Source organism: Saprospiraceae bacterium (assembly GCA_016709995.1).
Lineage (GTDB): Bacteria > Bacteroidota > Bacteroidia > Chitinophagales > Saprospiraceae > JADJLQ01.
In genome coordinates, this window is the sequence record JADJLQ010000001.1 from 791141 (window position 1) to 807932 (window position 16792).

The 16792-nt window shown below is 44.9% G+C and carries 13 protein-coding genes; 10 read left to right on the top strand and 3 right to left on the bottom strand.

Annotated elements, in window-relative coordinates:
• Positions 1–9: 9 nt before the first annotated feature.
• A complete protein-coding gene (locus IPJ09_03350) occupies positions 10–726 on the bottom strand; it encodes a phosphoadenylyl-sulfate reductase (protein MBK7370469.1) in 717 nt (238 codons plus the stop codon).
• 403 nt (positions 727–1129) lie between these two features.
• Between IPJ09_03350 and IPJ09_03355 the strand changes: the two genes are divergently transcribed.
• The 3 genes from IPJ09_03355 to IPJ09_03365 all read left to right on the top strand — a co-directional run bounded on the left by IPJ09_03355 (position 1130) and on the right by IPJ09_03365 (position 8928).
• The gene (locus IPJ09_03355; GenBank protein ID MBK7370470.1) at positions 1130–6649 is read left to right on the top strand and encodes a hypothetical protein; all 5520 of its coding nucleotides are present in this window, start codon (positions 1130–1132) and stop codon (positions 6647–6649) included.
• A gap of 102 nt (positions 6650–6751) precedes the next feature.
• Positions 6752–8107 (top strand): PQQ-like beta-propeller repeat protein, encoded by a 1356-nt coding sequence (locus tag IPJ09_03360; protein MBK7370471.1) that lies wholly within the window; start codon positions 6752–6754, stop codon positions 8105–8107.
• A gap of 53 nt (positions 8108–8160) precedes the next feature.
• Positions 8161–8928, top strand: a complete 768-nt coding sequence (locus IPJ09_03365) for an SDR family oxidoreductase (protein MBK7370472.1) — start codon at positions 8161–8163, stop codon at positions 8926–8928.
• Between the two features lie 183 nt (positions 8929–9111).
• Here IPJ09_03365 and IPJ09_03370 read toward each other — a convergent pair whose 3' ends face one another.
• Positions 9112–9366 (bottom strand): type II toxin-antitoxin system RelE/ParE family toxin, encoded by a 255-nt coding sequence (locus tag IPJ09_03370; GenBank protein MBK7370473.1) that lies wholly within the window; start codon positions 9364–9366, stop codon positions 9112–9114.
• Entirely contained in the window at positions 9366–9575 is a 210-nt protein-coding gene (locus IPJ09_03375; protein MBK7370474.1) for a hypothetical protein, read from the bottom strand. Before IPJ09_03375 ends, IPJ09_03370 begins: the two co-directional genes overlap by 1 nt.
• 264 nt (positions 9576–9839) lie before the next feature.
• Here IPJ09_03375 and IPJ09_03380 point away from each other — a divergent pair, with 264 nt between their 5' ends.
• The 7 genes from IPJ09_03380 to IPJ09_03410 all read left to right on the top strand — a co-directional run bounded on the left by IPJ09_03380 (position 9840) and on the right by IPJ09_03410 (position 16729).
• Complete coding sequence (locus IPJ09_03380; protein ID MBK7370475.1) at positions 9840–10724, top strand: ROK family protein; 885 nt, start codon at positions 9840–9842, stop codon at positions 10722–10724.
• The gene (locus tag IPJ09_03385; GenBank protein ID MBK7370476.1) at positions 10721–11512 is read left to right on the top strand and encodes a sugar isomerase domain-containing protein; all 792 of its coding nucleotides are present in this window, start codon (positions 10721–10723) and stop codon (positions 11510–11512) included. Before IPJ09_03380 ends, IPJ09_03385 begins: the two co-directional genes overlap by 4 nt.
• Positions 11512–12558: a cobalamin-independent methionine synthase II family protein gene (locus IPJ09_03390; protein MBK7370477.1), complete on the top strand. Its 1047-nt coding sequence runs from the start codon at positions 11512–11514 to the stop codon at positions 12556–12558. The genes IPJ09_03385 and IPJ09_03390 overlap by 1 nt, the downstream gene beginning before the upstream one ends.
• 4 nt (positions 12559–12562) lie before the next feature.
• Positions 12563–13405: an MBL fold metallo-hydrolase gene (locus IPJ09_03395; protein MBK7370478.1), complete on the top strand. Its 843-nt coding sequence runs from the start codon at positions 12563–12565 to the stop codon at positions 13403–13405.
• A 211-nt stretch (positions 13406–13616) separates the two neighbouring features.
• Positions 13617–14867, top strand: a complete 1251-nt coding sequence (locus IPJ09_03400) for an NAD(P)/FAD-dependent oxidoreductase (GenBank protein MBK7370479.1) — start codon at positions 13617–13619, stop codon at positions 14865–14867.
• 3 nt (positions 14868–14870) lie between these two features.
• The gene (locus IPJ09_03405; protein MBK7370480.1) at positions 14871–16049 is read left to right on the top strand and encodes a sulfite exporter TauE/SafE family protein; all 1179 of its coding nucleotides are present in this window, start codon (positions 14871–14873) and stop codon (positions 16047–16049) included.
• A gap of 200 nt (positions 16050–16249) precedes the next feature.
• Positions 16250–16729, top strand: a complete 480-nt coding sequence (locus IPJ09_03410; GenBank protein MBK7370481.1) for a nuclear transport factor 2 family protein — start codon at positions 16250–16252, stop codon at positions 16727–16729.
• Positions 16730–16792: the final 63 nt, after the last annotated feature.

The window sequence follows — 16792 nt, forward strand, 5'->3', positions numbered from 1 at the left end:
ATAGCCGGGTTATTGATGGGTGTGTAAGCCACATTCTTTGTTTTCTTTGTTTTCCCACCACCATCTGCCTGCACGAAAATCTTCGCCGGGTTGGATCGCGCGCGTGCAAGGCGCACACCCGATGGATACAAATCCTTTTTCATGGAGCGGATTAGTAGGAATCTCATGATGTCTAATATAAGATTTGACTTCTTCATTATTCCAGTGCAGGATGGGATGGATTTTAATCACCTGGTGGCTTTCGTCCCACTCTACTTGTGGCATGTGACTACGATCCGGAGAATGCTCCGCCCTGATACCTGTGATCCAGACTTTTTTATTGGCCAGTGCGCGGCGTAAAGGTTCCACCTTGCGGATAAAACAACATTGCTTGCGGTTTTCGATCGATTCATAAAAACTATTGGGGCCATGTGTTAACACAAAATCTTCTACCTGTTGAGTGGCTGGATAATATGGAGTGATCGATCTGCCATATTTTTCTAAGGTCCTGCTCCACGTAGAGTAAGTTTCCGGAAATAATCTGCCGGTGTCCAGCGTAAATATGGTGATTTGATTGTCACCGGTAGTGATATGATGATGCACGATCTGATCCTCCTCACTGAAACTCGTTGAAAAAACGACTGCTCCGGGGAAAAGTTGATCTACCAGGTTAAGCACATGTCGCAAATCCATGTTTTCTTCCAGTACCTGGTTTATTTTTTCTATTTCTTCAAGATGATTTTGCATAAAAATTTAATTAATTATAGAGACACCATATTGGCTCGCTCACGTTACACCGACTTAATGATTTTGGGAATAATAAAAATCTACAAAAAAGACGGTCGTTGATTAACAACAACGACAACAACAACAGCAACAGAACACATTGAGGGTGTCAAAACTGCTTGTATGGATAGATTTTTTATTCATTTGAAAAAACTAAACGTGGCAAAGATAATACCAAAAACTAAATTTGGTTATGAAAATAGCATGTTATTGTGTTTTCCAAAAAGTTAAGAATATATTAAGATAAATCATAATTTGTACTACTTCCATCAATTAGGATAATAATAATTTTGTCATATGTTGGCAGATTTTAGTTTATTTCCTGATAGATTTACAGACCATAAAATCAAAATCTTACACAAACATGAGAAAATCCAGAATGCCCCTGCTCGCGATCGTCTTTCTAGTCGGATATATTGCTTGTAAGCCCAAATCGATCCAGCCACCCGATGCTCAATTGTTGAGTTCCTTTCTCAGATCCTATACCAAAGGAGTTATTTCTTCGGCTTCACTTTTAAAATATGTTTTCGTCGAGGACATGGTAGAAGAAGAGGCTATTGGCAAATCGCTGGATCAAAATATTTTTAAACTAAAACCAGCGGTTGATGGCAATGCTTATTGGGAAGCTAAAAATGTCCTGGTATTTAAGCCTGGAGCTAATCTCCAGCCAGGTACCACATATCAGGTCTCTTTGGACCTTACCAAGCTTAAACCAGGATGGCAGGAAAAGTTAAAGACAATAGATTATTCCTTTCAGACTCGGGAGATGTCTTTTGTCGTAAGCAAGCCTAAACTCGGGCTCAACGCATCTAATCAGTATGATCTGATCGGTGAGGTACAGGTTTCTGATGAAATGGAATCTTCCAAAATAGAACAGCTCCTGCAAGCGGATCAGGACCATACCGCGCTTCAGATTTCCTGGCAACATCGGGGCAATAATATGAGTACCTATACGATTCACAATGCGATCCCTAAAAAAAGCTCGCAAGTCAACTTAAATTGGTCCGGTCAGTCTATCGGACTCCAAGAATCCGGTTTTCACCAGGTTTCATTGCCTGATCCAGATAAATTCACTATCCTGGATATTAGCCATGAGCCAGCACCTCAGTCTAGAATCATCACAGCATTCTCCGACAATCTCAAAACCACCCAAACGCTCGATGGGCTCATCTCCGTCAAAGGAGTTACGGGCGCTTTGAGGCATGTCATCGATGGCAACAAAATATATACTTACCTTCCGGGAGATCAAAGTGGCGATGTCACCGTCGTATTTTCTCCCGGCGTGGTTTCGATCCATAATATTAAATTAAGCGAAGGCGTAGAGTGGGAACTTTCAGTGTCGGGCACCAAACCCCAGGTTAGATTTTCCGGCAAAGGCAATATCCTCCCTCAGTCCAATGAGACTTTGCTGCCATTTGAAGCGATAGGCTTACAGGCCGTCGATGTCGAAATCTTTAAAATCTTTGACAATAATATTTTGCAGTTTCTCCAATCCAATCAATTGGATGAAAACAATGAGATTTATCGGGTAGGCAGATTGGTGTCTCAGACCAAGGTAGAACTCAAATCCCTTCAGAGTAATGCTGATATCACCAAATGGGGACATTATGCACTAGACCTTGGTCCACTGATCACGGTGTCACCCAATGCCATCTACCAGGTACGTATAGGATTCAAACCAGGCTATACTCTTCTGACCTGCACCAGTGATTGGGTTCAAAATATACCTGATGCCGAAGACAGTGAATTAATCAGCTTTTATGATGATAATTATTACGGACCACTGGGCTATTATCCAAATTATTGGTCAGATCGGGAGGATCCTTGCAAAGCAGCTTATTACAATACAGACCATTTTATTTCAAAAAATGTATTGATATCCAACCTGGGTATCATCGGTAAAATATCTGACCACCAATTGTTTGCGGCAGTGACTGATCTGCGGACCACCGATCCGATCGTAGGTGCCATGGTGGATGTCTACGACTTTCAACTGCAGAAGATCGCTAGTCTGACCACGGACGGAGAGGGCATCGCTCAACAATTGATGACTGACAAACCATACGCCATCGTCGTCAGTAACCAGGGAGATAAAGGCTACCTGAGAATGGCCGAAGGGCTCAACTTGTCCATGAGTGCTTTTGATACCGAAGGTCAACAAGTCGATCATGGCATCAATGGTTATCTTTTTGCTGAGCGTGGCGTCTGGCGTCCGGGAGATAGTATATTTCTCAGTTTTATATTGAATGATCGGGAGCTAAACTTGCCTTCCGGCCACCCCATCACGCTTAAAGTATACGACGCCAGAAATAAACTTGTCTTACAAAAGATTTCTACCCAACCTGTCGGAGCTATCTATTCTTTTCCGTTTAAGACGATGCCGGATGCCATCACGGGCAATTGGCGTGCCGTAGTCAAAGCCGGTGGCGCAGAATTTACCAAAATCCTAAAAGTAGAAGCCATCAAACCCAACCGCCTCAAAATCTTGTGGGACGCCGCTGCTGAAATCCTGCCTAGCCAAACCAATATAGGCCTGTCCGCTCAATGGCTCACCGGGATCCAGGCCAATAACCTGACAGCCAAAGTAAAAGCAAAATGGAGTGCTTCGAAAGCCTCCTGGCCCGCCTTCAAAAATTTTGAATTTCATGATCCTGCGCGTGCGCAGATAGATGCCTCGGAAATCGCTTTATTTGACGGGAAGCTGGATGCGCAAGGCCAGGCATTGGTACCACTCAAAATATCCAAGGATTTTAAGCCTTCAGGCAAAATGAATCTATTGTTTAACCTGGAAGTGGCTGAGCCAGGTGGTGATTTTAGTACCATGTCACAAGGTTCGATCTACCATCCTTACAAACAATATTCCGGGGTCAATCTACCTTCAGATCCATGGGGTTACCGCAGCCTTCAGATTAATAAGCCTTCTACCATACAGGTGGTCAGTATCGATCCTCAGGGCAAAGCGCAGTCTAAAAGAAAACTTACCATCGGTCTTTATCAAATGGATTGGCGATGGTGGTGGGAGCAGCGAGACAATGCCTACGCAGATTTTAATAGCAGTACACATAATAAAGCTATCCAAAAAACGACTGTGACGACCAATGCCAATGGACTGGCCTCCTGGGATGTCACCATCACCCAATGGGGCCGCTACATGGTCAGGGTCTGTGATGTCGAATCAGGTCATTGTAGCGGTGATTTTGCCTACGCAGGCTGGCCTGATGAAGGGGAGGGTGGCAATAGATTTGATATGGCTACCCTGGTCCGACTCCAAACATCTAAGGAAAAATACAGTGCCAATGAAACAGTCCAGCTTAATATTCCGGCGCCTGCCCTTTCTAAAATGCTCATTACGCTGGAGAATGGCAGCAAAGTATTAGAATCCCATTGGTTGACGGCCACAGGTAGTAGTGTCGACAAACCTTTTGTATTTAGTTTTCAGGCCAGCCCTCAGATGGCCCCGGCTGTCTATGCGCACGTAGAGATGATCCAGCCACATGGCATAAGGGCCAATGATCTTCCTATGCGTATGTATGGCCTTTTGCCCATAACGATTGAAGATGGTACTGCCCGCATCGAACCCAAAATCAATGCCCCTGCCTCTTTTAAACCGGATCGTGTGGAGACCGTCGAGGTCTCAGAATCCCAGGGGCGCGCCATGACTTATATCCTCGACATCGTCGATGAAGGTTTGCTTGATCTGACCAATTTTAAAACCCCTGATCCTTACAATCATTTTTATTCGAGGCCGGCATTGGGTGTCCGTACCTGGGATGTGTACGATTATGTCATGGGTGCCTATGGCGGTAAACTGGAGAGTGTTCTCAGTATTGGGGGCGATGCCGGGCCCATCAATAATAATACCAATGCGACTTCACGATTTAAATCTCCGGTGATGCACCTTGGACCCTTCCAGCTAAAAAAGGGAGAAAAGAAAAAACATGCTGTCACCATAGCCAATTATACAGGATCTGTAAGACTCATGGTGATAGCTGCCGACGATCATGCTTATGTCAATGCTGAAAAAGCTGTTGCCGTCAAAAGTCCCCTGATGGTATTGCCCACACTGCCAAGGATTTTAAGTACGGATGAGAAATTGACTCTGCCCGTCAATCTCTTTGTGACGGAGCCTTCCATTCGCCAGGTAGCCATCAGCGTAAAAGATCAAAATAACCAGGTAACCTTTATTGACAAAACGAAAAATGTTGAGGTTACCGGGGTGGGAGAGTCCATGGCCTATTTTGATTTTACGACGGGATCTGTGACTGGCCCTTCAAAAATCATCATCGAAGCCAAAGCCAATGGGGAAACGGCCAGGCAGGAGATAGACATCGAGACCCGCAATCCCAATCCTCCTTTTACTGAGGTCAACACCCAGGTCATAGAGCCGGGTCAAACCAAAACTGTCAATTTGTCTAACCCCAATACGGCCAATGTAATCAAACGAATCATTGAAGTCTCCACCCTGCAGCCAATCGGTTTGACCAAATACCTGGACCAGCTGGTTCGATATCCTTACGGTTGTGCGGAGCAAACGATATCTGCCATTTTCCCGCAACTTTATCTCGGCCAATTCGTCACCATGGATGCCGATCAAAAAAAAACCGTACACACCAATATCGAAGAAGGCATTGCCAAACTATCTAAATTCAATCTTAGCGATGGATCATTTTCGCTCTGGCCGGGATCTGGCCAATATGTCGACTCATGGGTCACGAGTTACATTGGTCATTTTTTGATAGAAGCGCAGAGTAAAGGATACCTGGTGCCGGACCATATTTTGCAAAATTGGAAAGCTTATCAAAAGCGAACTGCAAACTTATATGACCCTGCTCAAAAATCATTGTACAAAGCCAATCATGGCATCGATCAGGCCTACCGTCTGTACACCCTTGCCCTCGCAGGCTCACCGGATCTCGGCGCCATGAATCGCCTCAAAGAATATAATGAGTTGGGTAACAATGCCCGATGGCGCCTCGCAGCAGCTTATGCGGTAGCGGGCCAGGCAGAGACAGCCAAAAGCCTGATGACACGATCTCCGGAGTTTAACACAGACTATATCGAATCAGGCTATTCCTACGGAAGCACGCTGAGAGACCAGGCAATGGTCATGGAGACCTACCTGCATATGGGAGACAAAACTAAAGCTGCTGAATATGCCTCTGATATCTCCAAACAATTGAACGGCGACATCCTCTGGAATACACAAGCCCTGGCCTATGCCTTGCAAGTGCTCGGTAAATTCCAGGGTGCAGCCAGCAGTGCCGGCGCCAACTGGACTTTTAAATACCAGCCCCAGGGTGGAACCAAGCAGTCTATTAGTGCCAAAACATCTTCCTTTTTTATTCAGCCTGACCCTGCCAAAGGCAATTCCTCAACCATAGCTATTGAAAACACTTCATCCACTCCCATCTTTGTGCAATCCTCCGTCACCGCCCAATCTCTCGTGGATAACCGGGGGGATGAATCCAGCAATCTTCTATTGTCTGTAAAATATACCGATGAGGGTCACCAGGTCACAGATCCTGCCACCCTCAAAAAAGGCGATCAAATCAATATCGACATCACGATTACGCACCCTGGACAAGGTAAGCCTGCATACCATAACCTGGCTTTGACTCATATGCTGCCTTCAGGCTGGGAGATTATAAATGAAAGAATGCAGGACGGGCAGGTAGCTAGTAATTCTCTTTTTCAATACCAGGATATTCGGGATGACCGGGTACTTACTTTTTTTGACCTTCAACCGGGAGCAAAAAAAATAATTTCAATCCGTGCACGCGCAAGCTACGAGGGCCAATATCATTTGCCGGCCATCAGTTGCGAAGAAATGTATGATGTGAAGGTGCATGCGCGGGTAAAAGGCGACCAGGTTGAGGTATTATAAAAGAAAATGGATTTTTCATAAGGTTGATCTAGCTGACAAATTTGAAAAATGAGTAAATAGTAATATTTCAACTTTTCATTACACTATTATCAAAACGGTCTTATGAGAGTTAAACTGAACAGTCATTTCAATAAAGGTCTGCTTATATTAATAGGCAGCCTTGTCATTTCTTGTGCTGGCGATGGGGATGCAAGATGGTTCCAGTTTCATGGGGATGCCCATAATACCGGATTTATGAACCATCTGACTGTGCCCGCTACTCAAACCACTATAGCATGGAGCAGGCCTATCGGATCTACCGGTTTTTCTTCCCCAATGATAGGCGCCGATGAAATAGTTTTTGTCAGTACTGTTGATGGCAAGGTATTTGGCTTTAATCCGGATGGAGCTTTGAGATATTCTGTAGAATTGGGTGCAGATCTAAAATTGTCCTCACCCACTTACGGCCAGGATGGTATGATCTATCTGACCTCTCTGCGATATATCGCTGGTACTGAGCCAAGACAATATAAAAGCGCCCTGCATGTTTTGAGACCAGGCTTAAAACTAACCTTAGTAAAATCATTCGAGTTTCCTGAGAATACGATTACAACGGCGCCCCCAAAAACATACCGGTATAAGAATGATATTTATATATTTTCTCCCGGGTATAGCACTTTGGCAGCCTCCATACTAGTGTTCAAAAACTTATCCGGCATCATTCATAATGAAAAAATATCCTGCCCCGGAGATGTGGAAAATCATGGTGATGATACCTGGAAGATTATTTTAGGGGTGATTTCTGGTGGCTTAAGTGCACTAGTACCGGATTTAAATCCAAATAATTTTGAGATAGATGGCATACATCTTCGGGAGTGGACCCTGGATCCCACTTTTGCATATCTCGAAGACCCCGAAGGTTCTTTGGTTCTGGTTACTCCATTCAATGCATGTGGACTTCAGGCTTATCAATGGTCTTGCGAATCTGATCAATTGGTATTATTGTGGAAAAAATCAGGATTGGATGCTGTCAATTATGGTTCGCCCGGAATTAAATTGAATGGGGAGACGATCATTGGAGATCAGGATGGAAATATTATCTCTTTTCATGCCAGGAATGGCAATTATTTCAGGACTTTAAGTCTTGGAGAAAGCATTTTATCCTCGCCGGCCATCCTCCCGGGAGGAGATATCGTGATTTCGGGCGAAAAACATGTATATCTTATTGAAAGTAATTCCACTTTTGAAAAAGCTGATAAAGTATTTGATTTATCCTCCTCTACGGTGGCTTCTCCGAGTGCTTCCTCCAATTTTATCTACGCAGCTCATTCAAATGGTATCTTTACCCTGGATCATGCACTGTCAGGCAGTTTCTCCACGTTCTCGACTTCAATTGGTGGACTTTCCAGTCCTGCTATTTCCAGAACCGGAGTGGTTTATATTAATACTGCCAATGGTGATTTAGTAGCTTTTAAATGATGGAAGAATAAAAAAATAAATTTCCTCAATGATTTAAATGGAATTCAATTTTAATGATGTTATCAGGAAAAAAAATTGTCATCATCGGAGGTAGTGGGGGTATCGGCCTGGCTGCTGTCAAAGCTTTTATCGACCAGGGAGCAAAGGTGATGTATACCGGTCTGGAAGCGGCACCTGCCGAAAACCTACCCGGATCCTTTTATCTTCAGTCCAACAGTACCCACAAGGATGCCCTGCACCAGGTCATCCAGTCAGCGCATCGCACCTGGGGTAAAATAGATGGCTGGTACCATATTGCCGGCGGTTCAGGTAGAAAGCACGGTGATGGTCCCCTCCATGCTGTGACCGAAGAAGGTTGGGCTTATACACTCACCCTCAACCTAACCTCTGTCATGTTCTCCAACCAGGCCATCATACAATATTGGTTAGATCACCGCTGTGGAGGCACCATACTCAATACCGGGTCTGTCCTGGCAGCACATCCGGCGCCTCATTTATTCGCTACCCATGCCTATGCCGCAGCCAAAGCCGGCATTGAAGGATTTTCAAAATCCATTGCAGCCTATTATGCCAAAGACAATATCCGTATCAATGTACTTGCACCCGGACTCATAGCTACCAATATGTCACTTCGTGCTCAAACAGATCAGACCATACTCGACTATATCCGACTCAAACAACCCCTGGATGGTGGCAGGATAGGTAGTCCGGAGGATGTAGTGGGAGCAGCTTTGTATTTTATGAGCGATTTGTCCAGGTTTGTGACCGGTCAGGTGATCGGGGTGGATGGAGGATGGAGTGTGAGTGAGGGTGGTGGGTAGTGGTGCGCTTCAATTATAATTTGTAATGTCCTTTGGCAGAGTGGATTAATCCGAGATCGTTCATTAGAATTTCTATGAACGATCTGATGATTGATTATGAATGAATTGTGAATTATTTGATGAAAGAATTCATTTCATAAGAAAGGAAAAACTAATTTGAAAATGTCCAAATTATAAAAGGATCTAACCATAAATATCCATCCTATTTCCAAGGTCAATGACATCAATCATGAGGACTTGGTCAAAAATTTCATAAATAATTCGATAATCTGCGACACGAATACGATATCCATCCCTGCCTTTTAGCTTTTTGTATCCTTTTGGTCGTGGTGTATCTGCAAGGCTATAAATAGCATGTTTGAGGGCGGAATAATAAGGCTCGTTGAACTTTTCAAGAGCTTTGATGGCTCGTTTCTTTAATGTTACCTGATAAACCATTACCCGCGTTTGCGCTTGGCTTCAATCTTTTTAAAAGCTTTATCAATAGGAATTGACGGCTCATTGGATTTTTTAGCTTCATCATAAAGCTTAATATCTTCCAACTCATCCAACTCCTCCATAATAGCTTTAAAATCCTTAATTGGGAGTATTACTGATATTTTTTTTCCTTCGTTATCTACGATATATTTTGGATTTACTGCTATCATATCTTTAGATTTTGGTGGTACGATAAAAATTATACTTTGACTTGATTATAAAATACTATAACTCAGATATTAGCTCTTAAATAATTTTAATTTGCTTATGCGTACTATCCTATTCAATAACAAAGGTAGGGTAAAATTTATTTCCTTTATCCTCTGACTCTACGCTTCCATTGTGCAATATGAGCCACAATATCAGCATTGGCCCAATAAGAATGATACTCCAAATCCACCCACCATCCAAAATATTTTCAATAATTTCAACCCATGCTTATCGGTATAGACCTTGGTGCTACAGAAATAAAAGGAGTAGTCCTCAACGAGGAGCGACAAGTCATCAGACAGGCCTCCCATCCGACGGAAGACGCCGGCCAGGAAAGGCGTTGGATGACCAATGTAATAAAAGTGTATCAAGAGCTGAGCGCTGGCTCCGACCAATATACCGTCGGACTATCAGCACCGGGTATAGCAGCTGAGCACAATGATTGTATCCTATATATGCCTGGCAGGCTACTGGGACTGGAGGGTTTGATTTGGTCAGACTACCTTGGGGCCACGACCTCGGTGCTCAATGATGCCAATGCAGCCATGATCGCTGAGTCACGCCTGGGCGCTGCACGTGGATACGCGCACGCGATCATGCTCACCCTGGGCACCGGCGTAGGAGGTAGCATCCTGATCCGCGGTGAACTGTACACCGGGTACAGGCAGGTGGCAGGGCACCTTGGACATATATCTGTAGACAGGCGTAGTGACCGGGTGGCTATCACCGGCATGATCGGTAGCCTGGAGGATGCAATAGGCAATGCTACAGTGAGTCAGCGCACACTCCATAAATATCAATCTACCAAAGAGCTGGTCGCAGATGTCCAGGCTGGAGACGCACTAGCCATCGGATACTGGAGGGATAGTATCCAGGCCCTGGCGGTCGCCATAGCGTCCTATGCTAATGTACTCTCGCCGGAAGTAGTCGTGCTCGGTGGCGGCATCATGCAAGCGGGTGAGCTATTGTTGGACCCTTTGGGTGAATACCTGGATCTTTATGAGTGGCGACCCGGAGGAAAACGAACTAAAATAGTCACAGCCATGATGGGAGCTTGGTCAGGTGCTATCGGAGCAGCTATCTTCGCGCAAGAAAAGCGTAAGCCATGACCTTGACCGAAAAATATCTCGACTGCTGCCTGCATATGATCGATACGGTCAAATCACAGCAAGATGCCATTCGCCAGGCAGCTGCCTGGTTTGCTGAGTCCATATTGAAGGGCAGGGTAGTGCATGTGTTTGGGTCAGGTCATAGCAGGATCATGGTGGAGGAGATGTGGCCGCGATATGGTTCCTTCGCAGGATTCAATCCGATCGTTGAGCTGTCGATGACTTTTCACAATCTCGTGACCGGGGCCAATGGTCAACGCCAGGCTATGTATATCGAAAACATGCCCGGTTTGGCAGCACAGATCCTCCGCAATTTTAAACTATCACCTATCGACACCGCCCTGATCATATCTTCCTCTGGTACCAATATCGTGCCTTGTGAGCTGGCCGAGCTTTTTCAGTCCCAGGGTATCAAAGTAGTAGCCATCGTCACACGGGAGCACCTGGCAGCCAGTCAGAGCAAGCGGCCTGACGGCAAAAAACTGCATGATTTCGCCGATCTCCTACTTGACAATGGAGCCATCGCCGGTGATGCCATGATCCGGATACCGGGTATGGATATGCCTGTAAGTCCGGGCAGTACCGTCGGCAGCGTCATGCTCATCAATACCCTCAAAGCCGAGCTGGCCAATATCCTGACTCTACGCGGGTGCCCGCCAAAAGCGTTGGTAGCCACTTGCCTCGTAGGCAAGGAGAAAGCGGAGCAAGTCTTTAACCAGGCGTACGATGAGCACTCGACCCGGATGGCCGCCTTATTTGATTACAAAATCCCTATCCAGCTACCATGATTCAACCTATACCACCTATCCGGACTACCGTAGTCGGCAGTTATCCTTTTCCAGCCTGGTTAGAATTGGCTACTAAAAACCTGGCGGAGTTTGGCAAGTCTGACCTCGAAGAATTGATCGATGATGCCGTGCAGGTAGCCGTGCAGGACCAGTTGCAGGCTGACCTGGATGTGATCAGCGATGGTGAGCAGACCAGGCTCGATTTTAATCTTTCGTTTTATGGATTCTTAGAGGGCATCGAACGCGAAGCTGTTCCAGTGCGGCGATGGGGCCCCGCAGCGCACGACCAGCGGGGCAAACACAAAGTGATTGGCGACATCAAAGCCAAAACCGGACTCGGAGCCGTCCGGGAATACCAACGGTTAGTCAAACTAGCTGCTCATACCGGCAAAGTATTAAAATGCAGCATACCGGGACCTTATACACTCAGTGGTCGCCTCGACCCCAATGGGATCTACGAAGACCGATACGAAGTGACAGAAGCCCTGATACCCATCGTCAGCCATGAACTGGAAGCCCTGGTCAAAGCAGGCTGCCGGGAGATCACGGTAGACGAACCTTCTATGAGCTGCTATGCTTACAAAGAAGATCCGGAGCGGTTCGTAGATATTTTTAACCGCACCGTGGCGGCAATCAAAGGAAAATGTTTTTTGTCAACCCATCTTTGTTTTGGCAATTTTAAAGGACGACCTGTCGGTAAAAGAACGCTCCAGCCGATGCTGCCGGCTTTTCTCGAGCTCGACATACACGAAGTACATATCGAAATGGCCAATAGAGAATTTGCTGAAATAGAACTCTTGGCCAAATTTGCCAAAAGAATGCGCGTGGCGGCAGGCATCATTGATGTCAAAAATTATTATATCGAGACCGTAGAGGATGTAGTCGATCGTATCCGGCAGGTATTAAAATATGTAGATCCGGAAAATCTATCTGTGGCTCCCGATTGTGGACTAAGCCAGACAGCACGTTGGGCTTCCAGGCATAAACTACAAAATATGGTTTTCGGCGCAAAAAAGGTAAGACAATCCCTGGGCTTGTCCTCATAATATCATGATCCAGGCCTACAAAAAAGATCACGAACTCATCGCAGAGCTCTATGCTCGTCAACCTGATCAAAATCAGCTCTATATCTGGTGGTTAGGCCAGAGCGGTTACCTGATCTCCTGGAATGGATTACAGATCTTGTTAGACCCTTATTTATCTGATTCTCTCAGTCAAAAATATCAGGATACAGACAAACCCCATGTCCGCATGTCGGAATTGGTGGTGCGTCCGGAGCTCCTCACCAATATTTCCCTGATCACCTCCAGTCATGCCCATACAGACCACCTGGATCCCGGGACTTTGGCTCCATTACTGAAAAATAATCCCCAGGCTGATTTGATCATACCCGAGGCTCATCGGAAGATATCGAGTGATCGCGCTAGCTGTGCCCTGGCCAAACCTATCGGGATGGATATCGGCAGTAAGTATCAGGCAGGAGACCTATATATTATAGCAGTGCCGGCAGCACATGAGTCTTTGGAGAAAGATGAGCTGGGCCAGGCATTATACCTGGGTTATATCATCTCCCTGGGTCCTTGGACACTATACCACAGCGGTGACACCGTTTTGTACCCCGGTATGGCCGAGATACTCCAGTCTTATGCCATTGATATCAGTTTTCTTCCCATCAATGGAGCCGATCCGGCTCGCAGAGTAGCAGGTAATCTAAATGCAGCCGAAGCAGTGTGGCTAGCCAGTCAATTGCCTAGCAGCCTGACCATTCCCGGCCATTACCATATGTTTGAGTTCAACTCTGTGGAGCCGGATGAATTTGTGTCTATGGCCGAAAAACATGCTATAAATTACAAGGTGTTGGCTCATGGCGAATTATTGACTTTGGCAAAATAAGGTTTTGGTCAGGGAAAACTGGGAGCTATTGAACTATGCCATTTCTATTTTGTTAGATTATGGTCCCCTTTTGAAGAGTTGGACTGCTCCGCATGCAAATACAAGTCTAAAAAATTTAAATTAATTTAAAGGCTCCAAACCAAATGAAGTGAACATTCCCCAAAGTGAGTTTCCCAGGATAGTGATCATCGGTGCAGGATTTGCCGGCCTCATGCTGGCCAGGAAATTGGTCAAGCATCCCTTTCAAATCGTATTGATCGATAAAAACAATTATCATCAATTTCAGCCATTATTTTACCAGGTAGCTATGGCGGGTTTGGAACCCAGCACCATCTCTTTTCCTTTGCGCAGAATACTGAGATCAGATGCCAAAGTATTTATTCGGATCGCAGAAGCCTTAGCTATAGATCCGGTGGCAAAAACCTTGACTACGGATATAGGCAGTGTCAAATATGATTACCTGGTGCTGGCGACCGGAGCTAAGACGAATTTTTTTGGCAATAAAAACATTGAACAAATCACCCTGACTTTAAAATCCCTCTCCGAGGCCCTGTTAGTGCGCAATACCATCCTGGATCATTACGAATCCGCTTTAGTCGAGGAAGATAATGATAAAAAACAAGGCTATGTCGATATCGTCATCATAGGCGGCGGTCCGGCAGGTGTCGAGCTCGCCGGTTCCCTGGCAGAGATGAAACGGTATATTCTGCCAAAGGATTATAATGAACTCAATCCTAAAGAGGTCGATATCTACCTCATCGAGGCCAACAGTCGCGTCCTGGCTACGATGTCACTAAAATCATCCCAGGTAGCCGAGCGTTATCTCAGCAAGATGGGGGTCATGGTACTTAAAAATAATAGGGTATCCAATGTGGATGCTGATTTTGTATACTTGCAAGACGGATCCAAAATCATGAGTAAAAATGTGATCTGGACCGCTGGTCTCACTGGTGCAATTATCCCGGGTCTGCCTGTTGAAGTCATCACCAAAAACAATAGAATATCAGTCAATGAATTTAACCAGGTCCTCGGACACCCATCTATATTTGTACTGGGAGATCTGGCATATCACGAATCGCTAAAGTACCCCCAGGGTCATCCCCAGGTGGCACAAACCGCTATCCAGCAAGCTGCCAACCTGGCCTACAATCTTAAAAGAAAAAACAAACCAGGCTATGTATGGCGACCATTTAAATATCGTAACTTGGGCACCTTAGCTACGATAGGTCGCAATAAAGCCGTCGCGGAGTTTGGATGGATCTCTTTTTATGGCTTTTTTGCCTGGCTGATCTGGTTATTTGTTCATCTGTTTCAATTATTGGGCGTGCGCAATAAAATCTTTGTTTTTATAAATTGGGTCTCCAATTATATCTCCTATGATCAGGCCTTGCGCTTTATCATCAAACCCAAAAAAGACTTCCGCAGCGAACTAAAATCTGAAAAACCCAATTCAACTTCGTAGAGGATGATGGCCGTATTACTTATTTTTCAATTCAGTATTTATAAGGCAGTGCTCCTGGCTTTGGTATGCTTTGGAGCCTCTATACTTACTTTCTATTCGGGCTTTGGTTTGGGTACGATATTGTTGGTCGTTTTTGCCTTATGGTTCCCTATAGAACAAGCGATTGTGATGACAGCCATAGTCCATTTTATCAATAATCTGTTCAAGTTGTTATTGACACATAAAAACATTGATAAAAAGATCTTATTAAAATTTGGGCTTCCATCTATCATCGGTGGCTTGGGTGGTGCTTTTTTGCTCACACGCATGACCGATGATCGTTCACTTAAATTGGATTATGAATTGGTAGCCACTGATGCTGCAGCCCAGACAAATCTTATATCATCTTCTTCAAAAACGATTGCAGCTGCATCCTGGGATCAAAAAGCATTGGATCCGCTATCGATTAAAATGCCGGATGTGCCTGGTCTTGCTACCCTGAGACTCACCCTTAAAAACGGTCAGGGGCAGGTCTTGCATCGCAATTTTGTCAATTATGTCATCGAATCCAAAAACAATCCAACCCACAAACAGATCATCTCGACCAAACCCGGAGATTTTAAGGCACAGCAGTGGAGTCTCAAACAATGGGATGTACTCAACGGGTTAAAGGAAAATGGAGCAGGAGCAGGTTTTTTTGAATACGATATCACCATACCACCGGATTTGAAGACGGACCAGATCAAATCCAGCTACCTGGTGATGGAGCTGTCTTCCAAACCTTTGCTCGACAAAGACCGGGGTGAGGAGTTTAATAATAACCAGGATTATATGTTGGGCTCCAAAGTGTCACCGTCTAAAAACCCCAATGCCTATCCTATGACCGATGATGATCTGCACCCATCCACCGTAGCCATCTATCTCAATGGTAAAAAAGTAGTGACGACCACCCTGGCCGATGATCCTGCAGATCACCTCGGAGTCCTGTCCTGGCATGCTCAGCTTCAGGATAAAAAACTTCGGGAAGCTGGCACTTATGGATACCTGGTCAAAGTACCTTTAGATAAAACGACTTTAGCAGATAGCAAAAGACAGGGCCTTCTCCATCTAAAATTGGAGTCTATGGATGGCGGGGGATTGGCAGTCTATGGAGCGCAATTTGGCCGTTATCCTATTGACATCAACCTGGTCATAGAAGAGTGATGAAGTAATATCATCGGTCAGGTGTGGGCTCACCTGATAGGCGCGATACGCCCGATGTCAGAAATTTTTACTATCTTGACAAAGTTACCTTCTTGCAAAACCTAAGCTATCCTTTTAATCCTTATTGCGATTGCTGTAATAATTATTTTATCCATAGCTTCTTATAAATCATTCTTTCAATTTTTTAAAGTCTACTTTTTATGAATTTCAAATCAATCCTTATCCTTGCCGGTTTATTTATAATTGGCTCTTATTCCTGTACCTCGCCAGTTGCTGAAAAAATGCCGGTGGTGGATACAGCTTCTGTCAAAGCCGAGATACAAGCATTAGAAGACGCCTACGCCAAAGCGGAGATGGCGAAAGATGCTGATGCTGTGGTGGCATATTATGCAGAAGATGCAATCAGTATGCCTAACAATGAACCGAAAGTCATGGGTAAAGCCAATATCTTAAACAGGCTTAAAATGAATATGGCCAAAGATTCGACCCTGGCCAATATTGCGTTTGTCGTTGAAGATATTATGGTGGCTGGAGCTTGTGTCATTGAAACTGGAAAAAGTACTTCCACCAACACCTCTGGTAAAGTCACTGCAGGAAAATATATTTCTATTTTTGAAAAAAGAGATGGAAAATATGTTTGTGTCAAAGACATATTCAATGAAGACGCTGCTGAAAAGTAAATAATTGATGCAATAAAATCTAAATGGAGCTTTAGAACTTCTGAAGCTCCATGGATGATTGGA